16 protein-coding genes are annotated in these 17,552 nt (G+C 69.1%); 8 read left to right on the plus strand and 8 right to left on the minus strand.

What is annotated here, in order from left to right; all coding sequences use genetic code 11:
* Window positions 1-56: 56 nt before the first annotated feature.
* The 3 genes from FZP69_RS18135 to FZP69_RS18145 are packed head-to-tail and all read right to left on the minus strand — an operon-like array spanning window position 57 to window position 2,505.
* Entirely contained in the window at window positions 57-773 is a 717-nt protein-coding gene (locus FZP69_RS18135) for a hypothetical protein (RefSeq protein WP_152042770.1), read from the minus strand.
* 4 nt (window positions 774-777) lie between these two features.
* Window positions 778-1,095, minus strand: a complete 318-nt coding sequence (locus FZP69_RS18140) for a 2Fe-2S iron-sulfur cluster-binding protein (protein ID WP_152042771.1) — start codon at window positions 1,093-1,095, stop codon at window positions 778-780.
* Between the two features lie 6 nt (window positions 1,096-1,101).
* A complete protein-coding gene (locus tag FZP69_RS18145) occupies window positions 1,102-2,505 on the minus strand; it encodes a selenium-binding protein SBP56-related protein (protein ID WP_152042772.1) in 1,404 nt (467 codons plus the stop codon).
* 134 nt (window positions 2,506-2,639) lie between these two features.
* Here FZP69_RS18145 and FZP69_RS18150 point away from each other — a divergent pair, with 134 nt between their 5' ends.
* Complete coding sequence (locus FZP69_RS18150; RefSeq protein ID WP_152042773.1) at window positions 2,640-3,356, plus strand: helix-turn-helix domain-containing protein; 717 nt, start codon at window positions 2,640-2,642, stop codon at window positions 3,354-3,356.
* Window positions 3,357-3,480: 124 nt separating this feature from the next.
* Here FZP69_RS18150 and FZP69_RS18155 read toward each other — a convergent pair whose 3' ends face one another.
* Window positions 3,481-4,785, minus strand: a complete 1,305-nt coding sequence (locus tag FZP69_RS18155) for an NAD-binding protein (RefSeq protein ID WP_152042774.1) — start codon at window positions 4,783-4,785, stop codon at window positions 3,481-3,483.
* A 205-nt stretch (window positions 4,786-4,990) separates the two neighbouring features.
* Here FZP69_RS18155 and FZP69_RS18160 point away from each other — a divergent pair, with 205 nt between their 5' ends.
* The 5 genes from FZP69_RS18160 (at window position 4,991) to FZP69_RS18180 (ending at window position 10,046) form a co-directional block, all read left to right on the plus strand.
* The gene (locus tag FZP69_RS18160; RefSeq protein ID WP_152042775.1) at window positions 4,991-6,202 is read left to right on the plus strand and encodes a potassium channel family protein; all 1,212 of its coding nucleotides are present in this window, start codon (window positions 4,991-4,993) and stop codon (window positions 6,200-6,202) included.
* Window positions 6,203-6,348: 146 nt separating this feature from the next.
* A complete protein-coding gene (locus tag FZP69_RS18165; RefSeq protein ID WP_152042776.1) occupies window positions 6,349-7,569 on the plus strand; it encodes a potassium channel family protein in 1,221 nt (406 codons plus the stop codon).
* Complete coding sequence (locus FZP69_RS18170; protein ID WP_152042777.1) at window positions 7,566-8,828, plus strand: TrkA C-terminal domain-containing protein; 1,263 nt, start codon at window positions 7,566-7,568, stop codon at window positions 8,826-8,828. Before FZP69_RS18165 ends, FZP69_RS18170 begins: the two co-directional genes overlap by 4 nt.
* A gap of 106 nt (window positions 8,829-8,934) precedes the next feature.
* Window positions 8,935-9,633: a hypothetical protein gene (locus tag FZP69_RS18175; protein WP_152042778.1), complete on the plus strand. Its 699-nt coding sequence runs from the start codon at window positions 8,935-8,937 to the stop codon at window positions 9,631-9,633.
* Between the two features lie 122 nt (window positions 9,634-9,755).
* Window positions 9,756-10,046: a ubiquitin-like small modifier protein 1 gene (locus tag FZP69_RS18180; RefSeq protein ID WP_152042779.1), complete on the plus strand. Its 291-nt coding sequence runs from the start codon at window positions 9,756-9,758 to the stop codon at window positions 10,044-10,046.
* A gap of 7 nt (window positions 10,047-10,053) precedes the next feature.
* On the opposite strand, the gene FZP69_RS18185 is transcribed toward FZP69_RS18180, so the two are convergent.
* A complete protein-coding gene (locus FZP69_RS18185; RefSeq protein ID WP_152042780.1) occupies window positions 10,054-10,902 on the minus strand; it encodes a ubiquinol-cytochrome c reductase iron-sulfur subunit in 849 nt (282 codons plus the stop codon).
* Between the two features lie 394 nt (window positions 10,903-11,296).
* Between FZP69_RS18185 and ppc the strand changes: the two genes are divergently transcribed.
* Complete coding sequence (ppc, locus tag FZP69_RS18190) at window positions 11,297-13,987, plus strand: phosphoenolpyruvate carboxylase (protein ID WP_152042781.1); 2,691 nt, start codon at window positions 11,297-11,299, stop codon at window positions 13,985-13,987.
* A gap of 161 nt (window positions 13,988-14,148) precedes the next feature.
* Here the strand turns inward: ppc and FZP69_RS22740 are convergent, their stop codons facing one another.
* Complete coding sequence (locus FZP69_RS22740; RefSeq protein WP_192918696.1) at window positions 14,149-14,316, minus strand: hypothetical protein; 168 nt, start codon at window positions 14,314-14,316, stop codon at window positions 14,149-14,151.
* A 267-nt stretch (window positions 14,317-14,583) separates the two neighbouring features.
* Between FZP69_RS22740 and FZP69_RS18195 the strand changes: the two genes are divergently transcribed.
* A complete protein-coding gene (locus FZP69_RS18195) occupies window positions 14,584-15,504 on the plus strand; it encodes a DMT family transporter (protein WP_152042782.1) in 921 nt (306 codons plus the stop codon).
* Between the two features lie 100 nt (window positions 15,505-15,604).
* Here FZP69_RS18195 and FZP69_RS18200 read toward each other — a convergent pair whose 3' ends face one another.
* Both FZP69_RS18200 and FZP69_RS18205 read right to left on the minus strand, forming a co-directional pair.
* Entirely contained in the window at window positions 15,605-16,420 is an 816-nt protein-coding gene (locus tag FZP69_RS18200) for an aldo/keto reductase (protein ID WP_152042783.1), read from the minus strand.
* 318 nt (window positions 16,421-16,738) lie between these two features.
* Entirely contained in the window at window positions 16,739-17,506 is a 768-nt protein-coding gene (locus FZP69_RS18205; protein ID WP_152043434.1) for a PHP domain-containing protein, read from the minus strand.
* Between the last annotated feature and the right edge of the window lie 46 nt (window positions 17,507-17,552).

The following is a 17,552-nucleotide window of genomic DNA, read 5'->3' on the forward strand; positions in this document are numbered from 1 at the left end:
CTTCGGCGAGGACGACGACAGGCGGACCTACAGCGAAGACGACGTGCCGGTGTGACCTACGCCGGCACGGCGTCCCTCACGTGCCGACGCCGTGCCTCCCGGCTGCCGACGGCGAGGAGGACACCCCCGACGAGCGCCAGCAGGCCGGCTTCGGCGGTCGGTGGGACACCGATTGCGACCTGCCATCCCGCCGCGACGCCGACGACGAACCCCGTCTGGACGACGAGAACCGCGGCGAGGGCGTACCGACGGCCGGCGGGAGCGTACAGCGACCCGACGGCGGCCGTCTCGGCGGCGGCGTGCCCGGCAACGACGAGTGCGCCCGCCAGACCGAGCGCCGCGTCGGCGGCGTAGACGGTGGCGAGGACGACACCTTCGAGGCCGCGGTGGAGTGTCACGGCCCCCAGCGCAGCGTCGGCACAGGTGCCGCAGTCCGTGATCGCCGCATCGCGGACAGCGTAGACGACGCCGATTCCGGCTGCGAGGCCGACGAAGGTCGCTGCCGCCGCCCGCGTGACGGCGATCGCCAGCGCTGCAGCGCCGAGCGCGAACACGAGGGCTGGGAGCGCCGCTCGCCCCGGCGACCACGGCAGTCGGCCGTACGCGACCAGGACGAACCCGCCGCCGAGCAGACTGACGAGGACGACGCCAGCGACGACGAGCGGGAAGGCGAGCCCCGTCGCATCGGCGGCCACGCCGTGGGCTGACGCCGGCGTCGACAGGAGGGCGAGACAGACCGTGAGGGCGGCCGCATGTTGGCCCGTCGAGTTCATGAGTTCACTTCCACGGGTTCGGCACGAGGTCGGCCTGGATCTCCGCACCCACCTCGATCCGGCAGTCGGAGCGTGGTTCGGCCACACAGAGCAGGACGTAGCCGTTCTGGCGATGCTGGGGTTTCAACCCCCGTGCGCGGTCGACGTGGACGAGGTCACCCTCGAGCAGGCGGCCGGTGCAGGTGGCACAGGCACCGTACAGACAGCCGTAGGGGACGCCGAGACCGGCACGCTCGGTGGCGTCGATGACCGTCTCGGCCTCTCGGACCTCGACGGTCGCCTCCCGGCCGTCGCGCCACTCCAGGGTGACCACGTGGGGCATCGGCGATTACTGCCAGACGTCGCTGGTGCAGTCGCCACCGGGCCAGCGAATCTCGTGCGCGCGGGCCGGGCCACCGGGGGCGTCGCCGAAGTCGACGAGGAAGTCCTCGTCGAGTTCCATGCGCCCCTCGTCGGGGTAGACGTCCGCTTTCAGCATCACCGATCCCTGTTCGCCGATCTCGGGGTAGAACTGGTTGTCCCAGCTGGAGAACAGCGACGTCGTCCAGTAGACGCGCTTCCCGTCGCGGGAGAGCTGGAGCATCTGTGGTGCACCGCGGATCTCGGTGCCCTGAATCTCCTGTCGGTCGGCGAAGTTGCCGCCAGCCCAGACGCGGTCGACCAGGCGGGGGTTGCCGAAGTCGCTCACGTCGTACATGCGCATGTCGCCGTGAAGCCAGTTCGAGAAGAACAGGTACTGATCGTCCAGTGAGAGGACGAGGTCCGTCACCAGGCCGGGAACCGGCATGTCCCAGTCTGGGTGTTCGCGGGATTCGACGTCGATGACCGTCTCCCAGTCCCACACGCCGTCGTCTTCTTCGTAGAAGCGGATGATGTTCGACGAGAGCGCCGCACCCACGAACCCCTGTGTCTCTTCGGGATTGTGGCTCATTCGTACCTCCAGCGGGATGAGGCCCTCCTCGCCGAACGTCAGCGTCTGTTGGTGCTCGCGGGCCTCCCAGTCCCAGATGTGGATGGAGTCGCCGTACTTGCCCGCCTCAACGTCGTCGAGGTCGAATCCTGGATAATAGGTCTCGGGGGCAGCCCACTCACTGGAGATCATCACGTTGTGCCGCGGCTGGTACCAGTAGTCGTAGTTCATCTCCATCGGTCCGAGATCGGCCTCCCAGTGACCGTCGATGGAGAAGTCCTCCTGATCGAGTTGCAGGAAGCCACCGGGGAGTTCGCCGTCGGCGTTACCGAGCATACTGATGACGATCTTCCCGCCGGGGACACAGTGAACGGTGTGCGGGGCGGAGAGGTCGTGCTCGAAGATCTCCTCTGGTTCGATGACTTTCTCGATATCCATGTTCCGCGGGTCCTCGGCGTCGAGGATGTGGATGCGAGAGGAGCGCTGCCCGGGGACGATGAGGTGGTCGCGCACCAGCCCCTCGGCGTGACACGACGAGGAACAGGTGTTCCAGCCGAAGTGGTGGAGTTCGTCGCCCTTGTTCGGCATCTCGACGGTGTCGACCAGTTCGCTGTACGTGTCCGACTCGGGGTCGACGTCGACGACGCCGATGAAGTCGGAGCCGTCGACGTCCATCCCGACACGGAGCGCGATGACGAACGCGGTCTTCTCGCGTTCCGATTCGGTGCGCATCGCCCCCGGCGTCGGATACCCCGGTCCCTCTACCTCGTGGTGTTCGTGGCCGTGTTCGCCTGTCGACTGGCTTGGTTCGTCGGTGCTCATAGTAGCCCCTAGCACCGTAGCATCAGTCACGAATAATAGTTTGGTTGTCGAGCGACAACTGCGGCGGGAACGTTTTTGGGCTCGCCGGCGGAGTTCGATGGTGTGTTGGCGAGTTCCCGGGATGGGGGTGTGTGATGCGCGAGTTCACGTTCAGCATCGACTACGAGGCCGGCACAGACCCGGTGATGGACGTGTTCGTCGACCATCCGTCGCTGGTCGCACGGGGGTTACACAGCTGTGTGAACGACGAGGACTTCTGGCGTATCGAGCGTTTCAGCGGGCCGACGGCGGCGCTCGACGCGGTCGAACGGCTCTACCTCGACCAGGACGTCCGAACGGAGTCGGTGACCGAAGCGGACTGTCGCGCCACGGAACACCACGACATACTGGAGCGATCCGACGGGGAACGAGCGGTCTACACGTACGTCGAGCGGATCAGCGGCGGCAAGTCCGTCGAGATGCTCGCCGGCCAGTATCTCCCGCGGGGGTCGCTCCTCTGCTCCCGCCGAGTGGAGGGCCGACAGGAGTGGCGCATCCTGATGCGGTCGGACGAGAAGGTCGGCCTGCTCTACGACGCCCTCAGCGCGAACCTGCGGTCCGGGCTCACGTTCCACGTGGGCCACCTCAGAGACGCCGACCGGTGGAGACACGACTCGCTCGGGACGGTCTCGCTCGACCCCGACCAGCGGACGGCGTTACGCGCGGCCGCCCGCCACGGCTACTACCGAGCGCCGAGCGAGATCACGCTCGAAGAACTGTCGTCGAAACTGGACGTCCCTCGGTCGACGCTCTCGTACCGACTGCGACGCGCCGAAGAACAGCTCGTCACGGAGTACCTGGACGGCGTGTGAAACGGTTCGCGCGATCGACCGGGGACGTGCGACGAGCAGAAGAGACGGTACGACGCTTCGAGTCGGTCGGGCGAACGGGGGCGTGCCGGACCGGCCCCGGAACTCACGGCCTGTTCGCCCCGGATCAGCGCGCCCCGTCCGCGTCACCACCGTCCGCGGTCGGTTCCTCGTCCGCGTCGGCTGCTACGTCGCCGCCGTCCTCGACCGCCGTCGCATCGCCGCCGTCCTCGACCGCCGTCGCATCGTCGCTCTCACGCTGGTCGTCGGCCGGCTGCTCCTTCGACGGCTCCTCCGCCAGGACCTGCTGTTCGACCTTCTCGGAGTCGCCGCCGAGCGCCGACTCTGCCATCAGGTGTCCGCCCAGCGTCGTCGGGCTGATGACCGTGTCCGCACCGGCGCGTTTGAGCTTCTCGACGTTCTCCCGGTTGGAGGCGGCGGCGACGATGCGGATGTCCGGATTGAGCTGTCGGGCCGTCAGGATGGCGAGGGCGTCCTCGGCGTCGTTGTTCGTGGCGACGACGACGGCGCGGGCCGTGTCGACCCGGGCGCGTTCGAGCGAGCTGACGTCGCTCGGATCGGCCGTGTACACGTCGAGGTCGCGGTCCGAGAGCAGGCGGGCCCGGTCGGCGTCCTGCGTGATGATGACGTACCGTGCCTTGCCGGCGAGTTCTTCGAGGATCGGTTCCGTGAGGTCCCCGTAACCGAGCACGAGGATGTGGTTTTCGAGGAGTTCGAGCTGTGTCTCTGTCATGCGTCCGAGTGCTTTGCTGAGGCGGGCTTCGATGGCCGGGGTGAGCAGCACCCCGAGCGCCACGGCGAACGAGGAGACCGTCACGAGGAGGACGGACATCCCGAACAGCCGGGCGATCGGTGTCGTGGGCGTGATGTCGCCGTAGCCGACCGTGGAGCCGGTGACGAGCGCGAAGTAGAAGGCGTCGACGAGGTTGTTCAGCCCGGTGAACTGGTCGCGCAGGGCGAACGCACCGACGGTGCCGTACGTCTGGGCACCGACGATGGCGGCGAGGGCGGCCAGTTCGGTCGCCGTCAGGTCGAGGTCGCGCGTGAACCGCCTGTGGTTGGCCAGGAGGACGACGAACGCGACGGCCGACAGCGCCATCAGCGGCAGTGCTCGTTCGTTCGACTGGAGCGCACCCTGCAGCGCCGTGATCGGCAGCAGGACCAGCGTCGCGTACCAGGCCGCGCGGAGGCCCCGCCGTAGTCCGAACGCGGCGGCCAGTAGCACGAACCCCGTGAGTGCCCCGGTGAAGCCGGCGATGGTCGGGACGAACTCGGGGACGAGCGCCGCCACCGGCCCGATCGGTCGCGGCGGGGCACCGATGTTGGCGATGCCGACGACGACCGACGCGACGGCGACCGCGAAGGTCAGCACGACCGCCGCCCGCCCGCCGAGCCACTCCCGACTGACCATACCCGTCGTTGGGCGGGTTACACGTATTAAACGACTCGGTCGACGAGTCGCCGCAGCCGGCCGTCTCGCCACGCCCGGCTGTCGTCGGACGGCCCCACGCGAGCCCCATCCGGGACCACGTCTCGACTCCCGACACCGGACGACATCACACCACCGGAGCGACGGCAAGCGGAAACGGTAAACCCGACAGTCGAGTGGGCGGAATATGGCTTCGCTTCCGATCGAGGTGCTCTTCGGGCTCTATCTCGGCCTGCTGACGGGCATCGTCCCGGCGCTCGTCTCCGGCGTGCTCGGCTTCGTCTTCAAGTACGTCACGAACGTGACCATCCCCGGTCTCGGGGTCGTCGTCCTCTCGCTCGCCATCGCGGGTGCCAACGGCGGCCTCATGGCGCTGAACGACCCGACGATCATCGGCTCCGGCGCGCGGTTCGTCGTCGCCATCCTCGTGGTGATGATGCTGTCGCTGTACGCCCACAGTCAGGGCGACAAACTCGGCGCGGCGACGCCGCGACGACTGAACCTCCGCAAACTGACGGAGCGAACGCTCAGTACGGACGTGGTCGAACTCGTCGGCGGCCGCGGACAGGTCCGCGTCACCGTCTCCGGCGAGGTCGGCGACATCGAGGGGTATCCGGCGCTCCCCGCGGATCTCAGAGCGACGATCCGTGACGGCGAGTGGACCTTTTCGGCCGACGTGCCGCTGATCGAACTCGAGACCCGCGTCGCCGACCGCCTCCGTTCCGAGTTCGACCTCGCCGACGTCTCCGTCCGGCTCGACGAACGGGCGCGGGCGACTGTCAACGCCGCGCCGCCGATCGGTGCGCTCTCGAAGCGAATACCGAAAGGGCAACGCGCCGTCTCCGTGACTGCGCTGCTCCCGAGTGGGCTGGTCCACGGTGACGAGGTCGACGTCGTCGCCGACGGCCGCACCGTCTCGGGAATCGTGCTCGGCGCGAAGAGCGGGGGATCGAAAGCGGGGGCGGCCGACGTAGCGACCGACGGGGGGGCGGACGCGGCGACACCGACGCCGGCGACGCCGGCGGCGACCGGCGGCGAGGGTCGGCTGACGGTCGCCGTGAGCCGGAGTGACGCCGAGTTCCTCCTCGGAACCTCGACGGCCGACCGCCTCGTCGTCAGGTCACGCGGCGTCCGCCGGGAGTTCGAGCTCATCTCGCTGCTCCGGCGCGCCGGCCGGCGCTTCCGCAAGCTCACCGTCCGCGACGACGGCGCGCTCGCCGGTGTCACGCTCGGCGAAGCGAACGTCCGCGACAGCTACCGTGTCGCCGTCCTCGCGATCCGACACGAGGGTGCGTGGCGGATCGCACCCCGAGGGTCGCAGACTGTCGCGGCCGACGACGAACTCGTCGTCGTGGGGACGCGCGAGACGCTCGCCGCCTTCGAGGAGGCCGTCGCGTGACGCTCGCGTGCCGGGGTGAGATTGCCCCACCGGGCGACCGGACGCCCTCGCCCGGCCGGGACGAGCGGGTCGCTGCGTCGCGATCCGTCACCGGCCCGGGCGAGTGCAGGCAGAACGCGTATACTGTTCGGGCGAGTTGCCCATGTATGGCTTCCATCCCGATCGAGGTGCTCTTCGGGCTCTACCTCGGGGTCCTCACGGGCATCGTCCCGGCGATGGTGTCGGCAGTGCTCGGCTTCCTATTCAAGTACGTCACGGACGTCACCATCCCAGGGTTCGGTGTCATGGTGCTCGCCCTGGCGATCGCGGGCGCCAACGGCGGCCTCCTGGCGCTGTCGGACCCGACGATCATCAGATCGGAGCGCGCCGTCGTCGCCGTCATCGTGGTCCTGATGCTGTCGCTGTACGCTCACAACGCGGGAGACAAACTGGGTGCTGCGCTCCCGAAGCGGTTGAACCTCCGGAAGCTGACCGAACGAACGCTCAGCACGGACGTGGTCGAACTCGTCGGCGGCCGCGGACAGGTCCGCGTCACCGTCTCCGGCGAGGTCGGCGACATCGAGGGATATCCGGCACTGCCCGCGGAACTCCGGAACGGCATCCGCGAGGGCGAGTGGACCTTCCCCGCCGACGTCCCCCTCGTCGAACTCGAGAGCCGCTTCGCCGACCGCCTCCGCTCGGAGTTCGACCTCGCCGACGTCAGCGTCAGGCTCGACGAACGCGCCCAGGCCGCCGTCAACGCCGCGCCGCCGATCGGTGCGCTCTCGAAGCGGATCCCACCCGGTCGGCGTGCCGTCTCCGTCGCGGCGCTGCTCCCCACCGGGCTGGCGCGCGGCGACGAGGTCGACGTCGTCGCCGGCGGTCGCACCGTCTCGGGGACCGTCGTCAGCGCGAGGAGCGAGCCGACAGCCGAGGCGGCCGGCGCAGCGACCGACGGGGGGATGGACGCAGCAGCGGCGACAGCGGCGACACCGACGCCGACGACCCCGACGACGACCGGCGGCGAGGGTCGGCTGACGGTCGTCGTGAGCCGGAGTGACGCCGAGTTCCTCCTCGGAACCCCGACGACCGACCGCCTCGTCGTCAGGTCACGCGGCGTCCGCCGGGAGTTCGAGCTCGTCTCGCTGCTCCGGCGCGCCGGCCGGCGCTTCCGCAAGCTCACTGTCCGCGACGACGGCGCGCTCGCCGGCGCCACCCTCGGCGAGGCGAACGTCCGCGACAGCTACGCCGTGGTCGTCTTCGCCGTCAGACACGAGGGGCGCTGGCAGCTCATGCCACGCGGGTCGCAGGCCGTCGCGGCCGGCGACGAGCTGTTCGCCGTCGGGACGCGCGAGACGCTCGCCGCCTTCGAGGAGGCCGTCGCGTGATCTCCCTCTCTCTCTCCCTGGTCCCGATCCAACTGGGCGCGCTCGAGGACCCGGCGGTCGTCCGACGCGTGGGCAAGTTGATCGCGTTCGTCGTCGCTGCGGGTGCGGTTTCGGCGCTGTCGGCGCTCGCGTTCCGGTGGTACACGCGCGAGCCGGTCCCGATCGGCGTGGCGACGCTCCTGGGGCTCTCTGTCGTCGCCATCTACCTCAACACCGTCGGGTTGTTCACGCAGCTCGTCGGCAGCGGATCGGGGGCGATCTTCGAGCTCGATGTGGTGGTGTTCAACGTCGCCACCATCGGGCTCGCCGCGGTCGTCGCACCGGTCGGGCGGCGGATCGGCGACCGGATCGCGACCGACGTCTTCGCCGTCGCCGGCGTGAAGGACCTCGACGCGGAGGTGTCGCGCATCGTCCGGACCGTCGGCCGGGTCACCTCCGTCACCATCCCCGACGCCGAGGACATCGAGGACATGGAGAGCTACGACCCCGTCGCGGCCGACGTGAAAGCGGAGATGGCGGGGAAGGCGCTGCTGTTCCCGAACCGGCTCACCGTCGAGGAGCTCCACGATCGGCTGATCACCCGGCTGAAAGACGACTACCGCGTCGGCTACGTCGACGTCGAACTGACCGAACGCGGGGAGATCGAGTACCTCGCCGTGGGGAGCCGCGCCGCCGGCATCGGTCCGACGCTCGGCCACGGCAGCGTGGCGGTGTCGCTCCGGGCAGACCCCGCGAACGCCGCGAGCCCGGGTGATATCGTCCAGGTGTGGCGGCCGGCGCGCGTCGACGTCGCGGACGACGGGACGGAACAGCGTCGGCCGCCCGAACGGCTGCTCACGGGCGAACTCCGGGCACGCGCCGACGACGTCGTCACCCTCGCGGTCGACGAGAAGGACGCCGAGAAGCTCGACGCGTCGACGACCTACCGGCTCATCTCGCTCCCGGCCGAACCGCAGGTCGACCGCGAGTTCGCCTCGCTCCTGCGCGCGGCCGACGAGACGATGGCCGCCGTCAGCATCGAGCAGGGGTCGGCGGTCGTCGGCGAAACGCTCGGGGCGCTCGACGTGACCGTCGCCGCGATCCGCTCCGCGGCGGGCGGTATCGAGGCCATCCCGACCCGGGCACGGCCGATCCAGGTCGGTGACACGCTGTACATCGTCGCCCGTCCCGAGGTGCTCAGACGGCTCGAGGCCCGCACGAACGTCGTGGTCGACGTGCCGCCGTCGGCCGAGTCGACGCTGGAGGCGTCGGTCGACTGATTGCACGGCGGAAGTGATGTGCTCGGCACGAGCCGGGTGAAGGATATTTCTCCAACGCAGTCCCGAAAAAACGCTTTACACCGCCGTGGCCGTACCGACGGTGTCGATGTCACCCCGCTCAGATCTCCAGACGAACGAGGATCAGCGGCTCTCCACACCCGCGACGACCGCGCCCGACTCCCGCCTCGCCACGGTCGGTCGGTGGCTCTGGACCAGCGGATACCAGGGACTCGGCCAGGTGGCGCTGCTGTCGGCACCGGTGCTGTGGCTCGTCTTCCGGTCGCCCCGGGGGGCCGCGTTCCTCAAACCGACCGTGCTGGTGCTCGTCGTCGTGAGTCCGCTCGTCGTCGGCGCGTTCCGCGAGGGCCACCTCTCCGCGGGCCGTCCGTGGCCGACGATCACGAGCAGCAGCCTCTCCACGGCCGGGGGCTACTGGTCGATCTTCAGACGGGCCGTCCTCCTGAACCACGTCCTCGGCGTCGCGGCGTACGGCGGCGCAGCCGTCGGACTGCTCGGGGGGTCGCTCACGCGAGCGGGATCACTCGCCGCCGCACTCTGTGGCGCGCTGGTACTGGCGTGCTGTGGCGTCGCGGCCGTCCCCTGGCTGACGCCCGAGACGACGCGGGCGACGCTGGGTCGGCTCTGTCTCGCCGTGACTGCGCTGGGCTTCGCGGTCGCCGTCGGCGCGCCCCTCTCGGGAGACCCCCGGTTCCGCACGGCTCCCGCGGCCTTCGTGCTCCTCGTCTGTCTCTCGGTCGTCGACCTCCGACCGTGGAGCCGCCTCGCCGCGATCCGGTCGGCGTGAGTCGCGGACGGGCGGCTCGCACCGCCGATCGGACGGACGGACGGACAGCTGTGGCGTTCTCGACGACGACCCGGACGGCCGGCGGCGCAACCCTCTTTGAGTCGCGCGCTTCGAAGGGGAGTATGGAACTCGAGTGGAAGCTGTTCGCCGACCTGAAAGAACGCGCCGGCGACGGGCGCGTGACCGTCGAACTCGACGAGGACGCCACGGTCGAAGCGGCGCTCGTCGCGCTCGTGGAGGCGCGTCCGGGCCTCGACGGTCGCGTGTTCGACGCGGACGGGCAGCTGTTCGATCACGTGAACGTGCTGAAGAACGGGGAGAACGTCCAGACGAGCGGCGGCGGGCTCGGGACGCCGGTCGAAGCGGGCGACGAACTGGCGCTGTTCCCGCCGGTCAGCGGTGGCCGGCGGTAGTCGCTAGTCAGTCGGGCCGCGGGAGCGCGGTAAACAGCGTCTGGACCACGGTGAAGGGGTCGTAGATCGACTGGTGGCACTGACAGTAGACGCCGTCGGCGTTGCCGAACTTGCCGGCGTCGGCCGACTGCTTGAACCCCGGGACGCAACAGAAGTGCGTACACTTGTTGAGCCAGGCGATGAAGCCGTCCTGGGTCGCGGCCTCGAAGAACCCGCCGACCTCCGGGGCTCTCTCGGCGACGATGTCGCTCTTGATCACCTGGATCGGCATCGTGTCCTCGGAGTCCTGCGAGCGCCACGTCCCGGTCGCCGGCTTGCCGATGCCGGGGGTGCCGATGCCGTTGCCCCACTCCTGGTAGTCGGAAAAGTCGTCGACGTGGAGTCTGTCGCCGGCGCTGTACGTCTCCTGCTGCCAGGAGTACGCGCCCGAGTCCGAGCGGAAGAAGTTGTCACCGTCGTACGACGGTGCGAGCTGTTTGTACGACTGGACGCCGCAGTACTGGAACCACTCCGACGAGTAGGTGACGCCGCTGCCGCGGAAGTCCTCGGTCGCGGCGATCTCGATCTCGACCCCGCCCTGCATCTGCGTGCCCACCTCGGGCCAGACGCCCTTGAGGAAGCCCTCGGAGTCGATCTCGATGGGAATGAGCGGCATCCCGCGCGGCGCGGGGCCGGCGGTGTTCTCGATGGCGTACGCCTGCGTCGGCCCACCGCCCGCACCGGGGGAGGTCGTCGCCGAGTTGACGGTGGCCGAGCCAGCGGCGCCGACGCCCGCCAGCGCCGCGCCCCCGACGACGCCCTTGACGAACCGGCGTCGTCCGGATTCAGTGGGGTACTTGTCGTCGCTCTCGCTCATATCAGGGGGTTAGCGCCGCCGGTAAAAAGGGTGACGAAGTGGGTGACCCACGGGGAGAAATCGGGGACCGGGCCGGGTTTCGACGTCGGCGGGAGCGGGGCTCGTTGCCAGCGACGGGAGCCGACGAGGGATGGAGGACGTGAGAGAGGGCCGCACGACGCCGCATCACCCGCTCCCTTCGCACCGAGTCGAATCGAGTCGGCATCCACGCGGGCGACGGTGCTCGTTGTACGGCCCACGGTCGCGCCACTGTACGCCCCTCAACCTCGCCAGAATCCCGCTCCCCGCGGACTCGCGGGCGGTTCGGCGACTGTATAGAATATATACTCGGATGCGGGGCAATTTTTCGATCGAAACTCGTAGTTTTTACACGAACGACTCCGTACCGGGTCGCATGGACCTGCACACGAGGGACGTCAGACAGGACGTCCGCGAGCTCGGGAGCCTGCTCGGGGACGTGCTGGAGGCACAGTCGTCGACCGAGGCGTTCGAGACGGTCGAGGAGCTCCGGACGAGCGCGATCGCCTACCGCGCGGGGAACGCCGACTCCCGACAGGAGATCCACGACGTGCTCGACCAGCTCGACCCGAACGGGGAGAGCGTCGTCGCCCGTGCGTTCACCACCTACTTCGAGCTGATCAACCTCGCCGAGGAGCGCGAACGGGTGCGCGCCAACCGCGAGGCGTCGCAGGCGCGGACGCTGGAGGACGGGCTCGAGGAGACGATCCAGGGGCTCACGGAGGCCGACGCCGACGCCGAGACTGTCCAGGGGATCCTCGACGACGTGCTCATCGAGCCGACGTTCACCGCCCACCCGACCGAGGCCCGCCGGAAGACGGTGAAGGCCAAACTGCGCTCCATCGCGAAGGAGCTCGAGGAACTCGACGAGCGGCGGATGACCGACAAGGAGTTCGACCAGGTGTGGGACGAGGTCGACGCCGAGGTGACGAGTCTCTGGCAGACGTCGCAGGTCCGCGACCGTCGCCCCGAACCACAGGACGAGGCGCGCAACGTCCAGTACTACCTCGAGAACATCCTCTTCGACGTCGTCGGCGAGGTGTACCAGGAGTTCGAGGACGTCCTCCACGAGGAGTACCCCGAGGTGAGTGTGCCGAAACTGTTCGAGTTCCGGTCGTGGGCCGGCTCGGACCGGGACGGCAACCCGTTCGTCACGCCCGAGGTGACGACCGACACGCTCGAGCGCCAGCGCGCCGTCGTCATCGACAAGTACCTCGACGCGCTGAAGCGGCTCTCGGGCGTGCTGAGCCAGGACGGCCGCCGGGTCGACGTCGGCGACGCCCTCCGCGAGTCGATCGCCGAAGACCACGAGCGGCTCCCCGTCGTCGGCGAGGAGGTCGAAGAACGCTACCCCGACGAGCCGTACCGACAGAAACTGAAGCTGATGCGCGAGCGTCTGCGCCGGATCTCCGACGTTCGCCCGAACGGCTACACCGACAGCGACGAACTCGTCGAGGACCTCGACGTCATCTACGACAGCCTCTGTTCGAACGGAGCCGACCAGGTGGCCACGACGTACGTCGAGCCCCTCCGTCGGCAGGTCGACACGTTCGACTTCACCCTCGCCAGTCTCGACCTCCGCGATCACCGCGAGAACCACACCGAAGCCGTGCGTGCCGCGTTCGCCGACGTGGGCGTCGACTACGGGGCGATGACCGAGGACGAACGCGTCGACCTCCTGACCGAAGCCATCCTCCAGGCGGAGCCGGTCGTCGACCTCGACGAGCCGGGCGACGTGAGCGACACCGCCGCACGGGTGCTCCAGCGCTTCTCGAAGCTCGGCGACTGGCAGCGCGAGTACGGCGTCGGCGCCATCGACACCTACTGCATCTCGATGACCGAGGAACCCTCCCACGTGCTCGAGGTGCTCTTTCTCGCCGACCAGGCGGGGGTCGTCTCCCTGCCCGACCACTGCGGGATCGACGTCGTCCCGCTGCTCGAGACCGAGAGCGCGCTCAACGGCGCGCGGCGCATCATGGGGACGCTGTTCGAGAACGAGGCGTACGAACAGGCCCTGAGTGCGCGGAAGAACGTCCAGGAGATCATGCTGGGCTACTCCGACTCCAACAAGGAGAACGGCTTCCTCGCCGCGAACTGGGACCTCTACAAGAACCAGCGCCGCCTCGCGAACATCACCGACGACTTCGACGTGACGATGCGGCTGTTCCACGGTCGCGGGGGTTCCATCTCGAGAGGGGGTGGGCCGATGAACCGCGCGATGCTCGCGCTGCCGAACGAGACCGTCACGGGACAGATCAAGTTCACCGAACAGGGCGAGGCGATCGCCGAGAAGTACGCCAATCCTCGGATCGCCGAGCGCAACCTCGAACAGATGCTCAACGCGCAGGTCCGCGCGCGGCACAACGCCATCCGCGAACCGAAAGAACAGGTGCCCGACGAGTGGGTCGAGGCGATGGACACGATGGCGACGGCCGCCCGCGCCGAGTACCGCGACCTGCTCGAGACCGACGGCTTCGTCTCGTACTTCGAGCAGGCGACGCCGATCACCGTGATCGAGGACCTCAACCTCGGCTCGCGTCCCGCCTCCCGGACGGGCGAACGCACCGTCGAGGACCTCCGCGCGATCCCGTGGGTGTTCTCGTGGACGCAGTCGCGGTGTATCCTGCCGGGGTGGTACGCGCTGGCGACGGGAATCGAGGCGTTCCTCGCGGAGGGCGACGTCGAGACGCTCCAGGAGATGTACGACGAGTGGCCGTTCTTCCGGACGACGCTCGACCGCGCCACCATGGCGCTGGCGCGGACGGACTTCGAGATCGCCGAGGAGTACGCCGACCTCGCCGAGCCGGAGCTCCGCGAGTCGTTCTTCCCGCGGCTCACCGACGAGTACGAACGCGCCGTCGACCACGCGCTCGCCATCTGTGGGCGCGACTCGCTCCTCCAGCGCGAGTGGCTGGAGGAGAGCCTCTCGCGACGCAACCCCTACGTCGACCCGCTGAACCTGCTCCAGACGCACCTCATGTCGCAGACGCACCGGACGCCCGACGAGGAACAGACCCTGCGCCTCACGGTCAAGGGCATCGCGGCCGGGATGAAGAACACGGGCTGATCCACCACGCGGACCGAGCGACCCCGACGGGCGACTGGGACCGGCACACGGTGTCGCGGTCGCTCTCGCGGGCGAGCGAACGGGAGCGGTCGCGGATCGAAGAGCACGCTTCGCCGTTCGAAGAATAGATCGAAAAGCCGCAGTCGCCCATCTGTCGGCCGTCAGGGGCCGCGGATGTCGTAGTCGTGACCGCACTCGTTGCAGGTGTGTCGTGCGGCGCGATACTCCTGTTTCAGACGGCGACGTACCCCACCGACACGCCCCGACTCTGTGGTCGGTGCCTCAGTTTCGTGCCCGCAGTACGGGCAGACCACCATGGCGATCCCCATACTACTCGGTTGAAGAAAAGATACGATATAATTTTTGATGGCTCCGTTGGACTGTCTTTTGAACGATCGTACAGAAGCTAAGAATTAGTGGGCGTGGGCGTACAGACTGTGCGTTCGGTCATCCAGTGGGTCGAGACGGGACGTTCGTCCGGACTCGAGAGAGAATCAGGAACGGACCCTCACCGAGACCACGCGTTTCCGTTCGTTTCACGATCGGAGCGATAGACTGACACCGCCGGAGCGTCCTCTCGGTGACGTCTTCGCCTCATGAACCGCCGCTCGGTGCTCCTGTTCGTCGTCGCCTCGCTCGCGTACGGCACCGCGTTCGTCGGCATCAAGGCGGGGGTCGCGACGCTCCCACCGGTCCTCTTCGCGGCGCTCCGGTTCGACCTCGGGGCGGCGCTGTTGCTCGCGGCCGTCGCCCTCCGCTACGGGGTGCGCGGATGTCTCCCGCGGGGTCGCCGGGACCTGCTCGGCGTCGGGACTGCCGGCGTCTTCCTGGTGTTGATCAACGGCGTGACGCTGTTCGTCGGCCAGCAGTACACCACGAGCGCCGCCGCGGCCGTCATCTTCGGGGTGGTGCCCGTGGCGACGACCCCCATCGCGGTCGTCGTGCTCCGGGAGCGGCTCTCCCTCGTCGGAGTGGCGGGCCTCGTCGTCGGCTTCGCCGGTCTCGTGGTGGTCGTCCAGCCGTCGCCGGCTCTCCTCGACGGGACGGGCGTCGGCGAACCGCTCGTCGTCTGTGCGGCGCTGAGCGTCGCGCTCGGGAGCGTCCTCCTCCGGCGCATCCAGCCGCCGATGGGGTCGCTGCCGCTGACCGCGTGGGCGATGGTCGTCGGGTCGATCGGCGCACACGCGCTGAGTCTCGCGCTGGGAGAGTCGACGGCCATCGCGTGGACGACGCGCGAACTCGCCGCCATCGCCTGGCTCGGGACCGTCTCGACCGGGATGGCGTTCCCGGCGTACTTCGCGCTCATCCGCACGGCCGGCCCGGTCCGGGCGAACCTCGTCGCCTACGTGGTGCCGATCGTCGCCGCCGTCTCGGGTGCGGTCGTCCTCGGCGAGTCGGTCGCCGTCACCACCGCCGTCGGCTTCGTGGTCGTGCTCTGTGGGTTCGCGCTCATCGAGTACGAGACGCTCCGCCGCGACGTGCGCGAGGCGTGGGCGGAGCTGCGGCCGCTCGGGTAGGGCGGTCCAGGACCAGAGGAGGGTGGTCCAGGACCAGAGGAGAGTGGTCCAGGGTCATGGGAAGGTGGCCCGAACGTGGGGTGCCGAACGCGCGCCAGCGTTACTGGTTCCAGGGTGCCGCGGGGAAGTCGACGAGGCGGCGTCGGGTGTCGACGGCGTCGATGCGCTCGATCTCGTCGGCAGAGAGGTCGAGGTCCAGCGCCGCGAGGTTCTCGCGGATATGGTCCGGGGAGGCGGCCTTCGGGATGGGCACGACGTTCTCCTTCGCCGCGAGCCACGCGATCGACACCTGCGCGGGAGTGGCGTCGTGGGCGTCGGCGACCTGTCGAAGGGTGGGAACGTCGGCGACCTGGTTGCGCGCGATCGGGCAGTACGCCACGAGGGAGTGGTCGTGTTCGACGGCGAGTTCGTGGAGCTCCTCCTGGGGGAGCAGCGGATGCATCTCGACCTGGTGGGCCGCGAGGTCGTGATCGAGGCGGTCGATGGCCGCCGTCAGCTGTGAGGGGAGGAAGTTCGACAGGCCGATCGCCTCGATCACGCCGTCGTCGGCGAGGTCGTCCAGCGCGGGGAGCGTCTCCGAGGGGTCGTACGCCTCGATGGGCCAGTGGACGTACAGCAGGTCGATCACGTCGAGCCCGAGGCGGTCGCGGCTCTCGCGCGCCGTCGACACCGCGTCGTCGTAGCCCGTGTTCCCGGTGTCGAGTTTGGTGGCGACGACGACGTCGTCGCGGTCGACGGTGCCGTCGTCGAAGGACGCGGCGAGCGCCTCGCCGACGAACGCCTCGTTGTCGTACATCTGGGCCGTGTCGACGTGGCGGTAGCCGACGTCGAGGGCGGTCTCGACCGCACGGACGCACTCGTCGTGGTCGGTCATCCGGAAGGTGCCGAGGCCGATGTCGGGGAGCGTACGGGACATGTGGGTTCGTGGTCGGTGGGCGCGGTGTCAAAGGTTGCGGGTTCCGCGTCGAGACCCGGCGAGGACGCGAGCGACTCGGATCGTCGGGCGGACTCGGATCGAGGGAGTCGGATCGAGGGAGTCGGATCGTCGAGCGGGCGGAACCGACGAACGGGGAGGGGTAGACGGCCGACGGCCGACGACCGACGACGGAGACCCACCAGAACGTCGACCGACGACCGACGACAGTGCCCGGGTGTGCGGCGGGATCACGCCGGCACACGCCTTCCACGCCGGCACGCGTCCCCGTCCGGAACGGGACGTCGCTCCGCCCGCCGGTCACACGACGCGGACCGGGTCGATCCCGTACTCGTCGACGACTCGCTGGAGTTCCCTGGCCCGCGGGGCCAGTTCGTCCGGCGCGTGCGAGTCGGTCCCGAGCGTCACGTCGACCCCGTGGTCGAGCAACACGTCGAGGAACTCAGCTGTGGGGTGGAAGTCGCCGTAGTCGTCGAGGACGCGGCCGGCGTTGATCTCGGGGACGGTCCGCGACCCGGCGAACGCCTCGGCGACGCGGACGTAGTGGTCGCGGGAGAACAGCCCCCGGAAGGCGGGGTTGCGCTCGAGCAGGTCCGGGTGGGCCGCGACCGCGAACAGCTCCGACTCAACGAGCGCGACCAGTTTGTCGACGTAGCGGTCGGCGAGCGCCGCGCGTTCCTCGTCGGACTTCGCGGCGAAGTAGCCCTCGAAGTGGACGTTGACGTCCTCGAGGTAGTGGACGCTCCCGACGGCGTAGTCGAACCCCGCGTCCGCGAGGAACGCCTCGATCTCGGCCTCGTCGCGAGGGTCGTAGTCCATCTCGACGGCGTCGTAGACGGTGAGGTCGAACCGGTCGTCGAGCGAGGCGATCCCCTCGCGGCGGCGCTCGTACGTGCGATCGAGGTTGAACCCCATGCGCGCCCGGGTACGCTGCATCGCGTCGCGTTCGGAGACCGTACAGTGGTCGGCGAAGCCCACGGCTTCGAAGCCCGCGTCCGCCGCGGCACTGGCCATCGACCAGAGGAAGCGACCGTCGGAGTAGTTCGAGTGGGCGTGGTAGTCGACGATGGGCACGGTCGGGGGTAGCGTCTGCGGGAGTGAGAACCTGTCGAGT

Source organism: Salinigranum salinum (assembly GCF_009176545.1).
In the GTDB taxonomy this organism is placed as follows: Archaea; Halobacteriota; Halobacteria; order Halobacteriales; family Haloferacaceae; genus Salinigranum; species Salinigranum salinum.